This is a genomic window from Rhodoferax sp. GW821-FHT10B06 (assembly GCF_059415605.1).
Map to the genome: position 1 here is coordinate 579592 of NZ_JBWKNO010000002.1, position 7064 is coordinate 586655.

Genomic DNA, 7064 nt, shown 5'->3' on the forward strand with positions numbered 1-7064 from the left:
TCCGAACCTGTGTCGGACCCGGTACGCCCATGGCCCAGGTTGCCGCCTGGGCCATGTGTTCTGCGGGCGGTTGTAAGGCAATTTGCAACCGCTCTTTTCTTTTTCTGCCTCCCCACCCCACGTGCCTTGTAGCGCGCATCGCCAGCCTGTGTCAGCCAGCCTGTGTCCTCGGGTCTTTTCTGTGTGCTTGGGCGCTACGGCATTCTGGCGCAGCCCCGCTCGGCACGCATCCCCCCAATTGGGCATAAAGCCGCCAATTGCCAGTCAAGTTGGTAATCAGGTGTATCCGCTGTGCGCCGCGAATCGCTATATTTTCAATAGCTGCCTGTGCAGGCAGAATATGCGCTAGCGGCCCAAATACTTCACAGCCCCCAGACCCGCACAACGCCCGCTGGCCATGCTCGCCGTGAGCAGATAGCCGCCCGTGGGAGCCTCCCAGTCCAGCATCTCGCCAGCGCAGAACACGCCTGGCAACGGCTCCAGCATCAGGTCGGCCCCCAAGGCTTCGAAGGCCACACCGCCGGCACTGCTGATGGCCTCATCGATCGGGCGTGTGGCTACCAGACGGATCGGCAGAGCTTTGATGGCAGCGGCCAGCGCGGCCGGGTTCTGGAAGCTGGCCTTGTCCAGCAGTTCATGCAGGATGGCGGTCTTGATGCCGTCCAGGCCCAGGCGGCTTTTCAAATGGCTGGACAGCGAACGCGTGCCGCGCGGGTGGCTCACCTCGGCCAGCACACGTTCGGCGGTTTTGTCGGGTAGCAGGTCCAGGTAGACGGTGGCGCTGCCGTTCAGCGCAATTTCATCGCGCACCATTGCCGAGGCGGCATACACCAGGCTGCCCTCGATACCGGTGGCCGTGGCGACGAATTCGCCCTGGCGGCGAAAGCTGTCGCCGGCCGCATTGGTAAAAGACAGGGCCACGGTCTTGAACGGCTGGCCGGCAAAACGGCTGCGGAAATGCTCTGTCCAGCCCGCCACGTCAAAGCCGCAGTTGGCTGGCTGCAGCGGCAGCACCGGCACGCGGGCCGCCTGCAGCAAGGGCACCCAGGCGCCATCGGAACCCAGCCGGGCCCAGCTGCCGCCACCCAAGGCCAGCACCACCACGTCCGCCATGGCCTGCACCGGGCCTTTGGGGGTTTCGAAATGCCAGGCAGCACCCTCCAGCCCCACCCAGCGGTGGCGCATATGAAACTGCACACCCGCCGCGCGCAGCCGGTGCAGCCAGGCGCGCAGCAGCGGGGCTGACTTCATGTCTTTGGGGAACACGCGGCCGGAGCTGCCGACAAAAGTCTCCACGCCCAGGCCCTGGGCCCATTCGCGCAGTTGCGCCGCACCCAGGTCTTGCAACCAAGGTGCAACCTGCTCCTGCCGCGCACCAAAGCGGCTGGCGAACAGCTCGGCGGGCTCGGAGTGCGTCAGGTTCAAACCGCCCTTGCCTGCCAGCAGAAACTTGCGCCCCACCGAGGGCATGGCGTCGAACAGCTGCACGGCGACACCAGCCTGTGCCAGCACCTCGGCTGCCATCAGGCCAGCCGGGCCACCGCCTATGACCAGTGCGGTTTTGCCCTTGGGCGTCATTTCGTCTTGCATGCCATCTTTCAGTGAGGTTCGGTAAGGAATGAGGGGGTGCCCGTGCCACGGGTACGGCGCCGGTCAGCGGAAGGTCGCAAAGGAGATGGGCTGCAGGCTAGGCCAAGCAGGTGCAACACCGCTGAAACAATGGGCTTCCACAATCCGGCCAGCAGCTGGGCAGCCACACACGGGGCAGGCCCGCAAACCCTGCATTATCCAAGAACCGGAGACACCTATGACGGTAGTTCTAAGCCTATTGGGCGTGGCCCTGGTCCTATACGCCGGCCTGGCCATCGCGGCGGCTGCGTCCTACCCCAGGCACTGAGGGTTCTTACCACTCAAGGCGGTGGGCCATATGCCGATAAAAAAGGAACATCCGATTGCGCAAACAAGGGTGTAAAACTGCCCTATGGCTCCCATGCCTGCGAGACACACCACCATGCGCAAAGACAGCCGCCTGCACCGCACTGCTCGCCACCTTCTTCGCCCCCTGCTGGGTACCGCCCTGCTATGGCTGGCCACGCAGGCCAGCGCCTTGACGTCGGACGAGATCACCAACCGTGGCTGGGTCAGGATAGGCGTGCTGGCCGGCCAACCGCTCTACGGCTCGACCAACGAGAAGGGCCAGATGGTGGGCTACGACATCGATGTGGCCCAGGTGTTGGCCGGCTATCTGGGCGTGAAGGCCGAGCTCATCCCCCTGCCGCCGCCGGCGCGCATCAACGCCCTGCTGGACGGCAAGGTGGACTTTCTAGTCGCTACGCTAGCACCCACACCCGAACGCGCCAAGCTGGTGCTGTTTACCGAACCCTATAACGCCTTTCGCATGGTGGCAGTCGCCAACGCCAGTCTGCCCCTGGCCGGGCTGGACGAGCTGCGCGGCAAGCGCGTCAGCCTGAACCAGGGCTCCAGCCAGGAAAGCTATCTGCTGAAGACCAATCTGGCCGGCATGCAGCTACAGCGCTACCTGGACGACACCCTGGCTTTCCAGGCCGTCGTGGCCAACCAGGTGGATGTGGTGGTATTGCCGGAAACCGTGGCCCGGGAAGCCATACTGCGCCACCCGGACGCCAAGCTGGCGGTGAAGTTCACGCTGTTCAACCAGGGCAATGCCATGGCGGTGAAGCTGCCCGAGATCGAACTGCGCAACTGGCTGAACAAGGCCATCGACAGAATGCGCGCCTCCGGCGAGCTGGACAAGATTTCCATCAAATGGACGGGCAGCGCCGCGCCCAAATAAGCTGGGCATTTACCGGGCGCGTTTAGTGCCCGGCCGGCACCGCATCACTGGGGCAGGTCACCCACCGGGCGCCCCAGCCATTTGATCGCCATTTTGTCCAGGTCACCATTCTTGCGTGCGTCGGCGATGATGCCGTTGATCACCAAACGCAGCTTGTCTTCCCCTTTAGCCACGCCGATGTAGTTGGGACTGTCTTTCAGCAACAGCTTGAACTCGGTGCTGACCTTGGGGTTCTGTTGCATCATATTGCCCGCCACGGACGCGCCCACGGCAATCAAGTCCACTTGCCCATTCACATACGCGGACACTGTTTTGGTGTTGTCTTCGTAACTGCGAATGTCCGCGCTGGTTGGCGCGAGCTTGCGAAGCTCCGTGTCTTCCACCGAACCCTTGGTGACCGCAACCGTTTTACCCGCCAGGTCTGCAAAGCCTTTGACTTGCATGGTCTTGCCGCCAAAGATGGCCTGGAAGAACGGCGAATAGGCTGCCGCAAAATCGATCTGCTTCTCGCGCTCCGGGTTCTTGCCCAGTGTGGCGATCACCACATCGGCCTTTTTGGATTCCAGATAAGGGATACGGTTGGCACTGATCACCGGCACCAGATTGACCGCCACGCCCAGCTTCGCACCAATGTAGTTGGCCACGTCCACATCCAGCCCCTGGATCTGAAAGTCCTTGCCCATGGAACCATACGGTGGGTAGTCCGGCGGCACGGCAATGGTGACCTTTTTGTTCTTCAAAATCGTGTCCAGCGCGTTCTGCGCCTGGGCCGAGGCACCCCACAGCAGCAACACACAACCCCAACCCAGTAAGCGGCAACTTTTGCGAATGTTCATAGTGGACCTTAAATAGGAAAAAACACGCTTCAACAGCACATCACGTGCCATCTTGGCCGCCTCCCGAGACTTTCAGTCCAATGCTATCAGCGCACTGTGAACGGAGAAAAACACCATATGTACGCAGGATTCCATCCCTAAAGTTGGGGAAGCGGGAGATGCACAGCACGCCACAGCCTAGCCAGGCGTAGCACGAACCGAGGGTGCTCGCTACACTGATTCAACCGGCATGCGCCTTCCTTCCACCCCACGATGCTCCACACCGCAGGCAATGCCAGCCCCCTGGTGCTGGTAGTCGATGACGAACCCGAGCTGCGCTCGCTGCTGGCCGAGTATTTCACCCGCCACGGCCTCGCGGTTTGCACGGCCGAAAATGCCGCTGCCGCCCGCCTTCTGATAGCCGAAACCGTGCCGGCGCTGGCGCTGCTGGACGTGCACATGCCCGGCGAAAACGGCCTGTCGCTGGCGCGCTGGCTGCGCGACCATCATCCGCGCATGGGCCTGGTCATGCTGACCGCTGCGGCCGATTCGGTGGACCGCATCGTCGGCCTGGAGCTGGGTGCCGACGACTACGTGCCCAAGCCCTTTGAAATGCGTGAGCTGCTGGCCCGCGTGCGTGCCGTGCTGCGCCGTGCCGATGTAACGACTGCAGCGGCCTTGATGGACACGGCGCCAGCCCCGCTGGAGGCCAACCCCGCAGGCCGCCGGGTGCGCTTTGGCGACTGTGCACTGGACCTGGACCAGCGCCGGCTGCTGGATGCCGAGGGCCGCGAGATCGAAATCAGCGCCGCCGAATTCGACCTGCTGGTGCTGTTTGCCCGGCACCCCAATCGACCGTTAAACCGCGACCAGATCATGGAGCAGGCGCACAACCGCGGCTGGGATGTGTTTGACCGCTCTATTGATCTGCGCATCATGCGGGTACGCCGCAAAATTGAGCGCAACCCCGACAAGCCCGAACTGATCAAGACCGTGCGCGGCGTTGGCTACGTGTTCGTGCCGGCCAGCACCGACTAGCAAGCCTGCACCATGCCGCCCCTGCGTACATTCCACTCGCTCGGTCCAACCCAGTTGCATGGTGCCCCTCCACCCTTGCTGGACCCACAACTCAGCAACATGCTGCTGGAGCACGTAACCGCCCAGCTCGGTGTACTGGACCGCGAGCACCGCTACGTATATGCAAACTACGAACTGCTGCAGTTTCTGGGCCGCAGCGCCGACCAGGTACTGGGCCGCTCTCTGGCCGAGGTGCAGGGCCAGGCAGCATTTGCCAACTACCTGCCGCTGGCCGAGCGCATGTTCCAGGGCGAATCGCTGCGCAGCGAGGGCTGGGTGGAGCTGCCCGGCATGGGACGGCGCTACCTGAGCGAAACCTGGGTGCCCTACGCCCCCACCGGCGGCCCGGTATTGCAGGTGGCCTGCTTCGGCCAAGACCACACGGCGCGCAAGCAGCACGAACAGGAGCTGTCGGAACGGCAGGCCGCCGCCAACCAGATCGACCGCCAGCGCGAAGCCTTGCGGCAAAGCGAGAAACTCACCGCCATGGGCAGCCTGCTAGCCGGCGTGGCGCATGAGCTGAACAACCCGCTGGCCATCGTCATGGGCCGGGCAATCCTGCTGGAAGAAAAATGCGCCCAGTTGCCAGAGATGCCCGAGCTCAGCACCGACGCCCAGCGCATCCGCGAGGCAGCCGAACGCTGTGGCCGCATCGTGCGCACTTTTCTGAACATGGCGCGCAGCCGTCCGCCGCAGCGCGGGCCGGTGGCCATCAACGACATGGTGCGCGCCGCCTGCGACATGCTGCAGTACGGCTACCGCACCCACGGCATCCAGCTGGAACTGGCCCTGGCCGATGGCCTGCCGGTGGCGAATGTGGACGGCGACCAGATCGGCCAGGTGGTGATGAACCTGCTGGTCAACGCCCAGCAGGCGCTGGCCGGCGTGCAGGGCATGCGCCGGGTGCAAGTGCAAACCGGGCTGGAGCTGCGCCGCAGCAACCGCGAACCGCGGGTTTGGCTGCGCGTGGCCGACAACGGTCCCGGGGTACCGGTACCGGCCCGTGAGCGCCTATTCGCTCCCTTCTTCACCACCAAGCCCGAGGGCATCGGCACCGGCATGGGCCTGGCCATGTCGCGCACCCTGGCGCGCGACCATGGCGGCGACCTGAGCCTGGAGCCAACACCCACCCAGGGCGGCGCAAGCTTTCGACTGAGCCTGCCGATCAGCGGCGAAGCCGAAGCCGATAGCCAACCAGCGCCGCTGCCCGAACCCTACACGGCACAGGGGCAGCGCGTGCTGGTGGTGGACGACGAGGCCGAGCTGGCCAAGCTGATGCGCTACCTGCTGGAGAGCGGCGGCTACGAGGTGGCCACCGCCGAATCCGGTGCGGTGGCGCTGGAAATGCTGGCCACGGCGCGCTTTGACGCCATCGTCTCCGACCTGCGCATGCCGGATATGGACGGCGCCGGCCTGTGGCGCGCAGTAACTGCCGCCCACCCACGGCTGGCGCGGGCCATGCTGTTCGTCACCGGCGACACCTTGTCGCCCGACGCGCACGCGTTTCTGAAAAGCACACGCTGCGATTCACTGGACAAACCGTTTTCCCGCGCGGACCTGTTGGCCAAGGTGGCTGCGCTGCTGGCTTAGCAGCCCGCTGAAACAATTGAAACATGCGTGCAGCGCGCATGAAACACAGGCTGGCGAGCATTGGGTATTTCCACACCGATACGGAAGCCCCCATGCACCTGCCTTTCCTCAAACATGCCCCCGCCCACGGCTCCTGGCTGGACAGCACCGTGAACCTCTACAGCCAATGGCGCGAAGCCTGGCAAGTCCAGCACCCGCAACACACCAGCGCCCGTCGCCTCGCCGAGGTAGGCCCATACCTGCTCAGCGATGTGGGCTGCCCTGCCAACCAGAAAGAGGACCTGCACGCCATTCGCCGAGAACTACGCCAGAGTTGCGCTGACGTATCCGTTCATTGAGCGATGCGGAAGATTTCCGGCGGCCGGGAGGCTTGGCTGGGAATCTTTAAGGGAAAAGTGGCTCTGGCGCAGGTTGTATCTGCGCTAGCAGCTATCAAAAGAGGAGCGAATTAGTCTTTAGCTCTTTAGCTCTTTAGCTCTTTAGCTCTTTAGCTCTTTAGCTCTTTAGCATTTGACTGGTTGGTCGTCTCTGTCATCCCCGGCCGGGATTTGCGCCCGGCGGCGCAGTACCTTTCTTTTGCGCGGCCAAAAGAAAGGCACCAAAGAAAAGGCCGCCCCACTGTCTGCGTCCCTCCGCTGCGCTGCGGGCAACCTGCGGTGCTCGCAGCAAGTGGGGTCCCGCTCGAACTCGCTGCGCTTGTATGTTTAAGACGTCGGGTTCAAAAACTTGTATGTTGATGGTGTCGGGGTGGAGAGACCCGCTGCGGGATC

The 7064-nt window shown here is 63.6% G+C and carries 6 protein-coding genes; 4 read left to right on the forward strand and 2 right to left on the reverse strand.

Annotated features, from left to right (window positions below):
- Positions 1-345: 345 nt before the first annotated feature.
- On the reverse strand, positions 346-1590 hold the full coding sequence (locus AC07O2_RS05425) for a TIGR03862 family flavoprotein (RefSeq protein ID WP_495074704.1): 1245 nt from the start codon (positions 1588-1590) through the stop codon (positions 346-348).
- A gap of 421 nt (positions 1591-2011) precedes the next feature.
- On the opposite strand from AC07O2_RS05425, the gene AC07O2_RS05430 reads away from it, so the two are divergent.
- A complete protein-coding gene (locus AC07O2_RS05430) occupies positions 2012-2812 on the forward strand; it encodes a transporter substrate-binding domain-containing protein (RefSeq protein WP_495074705.1) in 801 nt (266 codons plus the stop codon).
- Positions 2813-2856: 44 nt separating this feature from the next.
- Here AC07O2_RS05430 and AC07O2_RS05435 read toward each other — a convergent pair whose 3' ends face one another.
- Positions 2857-3648, reverse strand: a complete 792-nt coding sequence (locus AC07O2_RS05435) for a transporter substrate-binding domain-containing protein (protein WP_495074706.1) — start codon at positions 3646-3648, stop codon at positions 2857-2859.
- Between the two features lie 252 nt (positions 3649-3900).
- Between AC07O2_RS05435 and AC07O2_RS05440 the strand changes: the two genes are divergently transcribed.
- The 3 genes from AC07O2_RS05440 to AC07O2_RS05450 all read left to right on the forward strand — a co-directional run bounded on the left by AC07O2_RS05440 (position 3901) and on the right by AC07O2_RS05450 (position 6632).
- A complete protein-coding gene (locus AC07O2_RS05440) occupies positions 3901-4665 on the forward strand; it encodes a response regulator (protein ID WP_495074707.1) in 765 nt (254 codons plus the stop codon).
- Between the two features lie 12 nt (positions 4666-4677).
- On the forward strand, positions 4678-6294 hold the full coding sequence (locus AC07O2_RS05445) for a sensor histidine kinase (RefSeq protein ID WP_495074708.1): 1617 nt from the start codon (positions 4678-4680) through the stop codon (positions 6292-6294).
- Positions 6295-6386: 92 nt separating this feature from the next.
- A complete protein-coding gene (locus tag AC07O2_RS05450; protein ID WP_495074709.1) occupies positions 6387-6632 on the forward strand; it encodes a hypothetical protein in 246 nt (81 codons plus the stop codon).
- Positions 6633-7064 lie beyond the last annotated feature (432 nt).

Bases quoted from the DNA above. Each gene is read 5' to 3' on its own strand.
- AC07O2_RS05425 (WP_495074704.1), bottom strand. From the start codon at position 1,590: ATGCAAGACGAAATGACGCCCAAGGGCAAAACCGCACTGGTCATAGGC.
- AC07O2_RS05430 (WP_495074705.1), top strand. From the start codon at position 2,012: ATGCGCAAAGACAGCCGCCTGCACCGCACTGCTCGCCACCTTCTTCGC.
- AC07O2_RS05435 (WP_495074706.1), bottom strand. From the start codon at position 3,648: ATGAACATTCGCAAAAGTTGCCGCTTACTGGGTTGGGGTTGTGTGTTG.
- AC07O2_RS05440 (WP_495074707.1), top strand. From the start codon at position 3,901: ATGCTCCACACCGCAGGCAATGCCAGCCCCCTGGTGCTGGTAGTCGAT.
- AC07O2_RS05445 (WP_495074708.1), top strand. From the start codon at position 4,678: ATGCCGCCCCTGCGTACATTCCACTCGCTCGGTCCAACCCAGTTGCAT.
- AC07O2_RS05450 (WP_495074709.1), top strand. From the start codon at position 6,387: ATGCACCTGCCTTTCCTCAAACATGCCCCCGCCCACGGCTCCTGGCTG.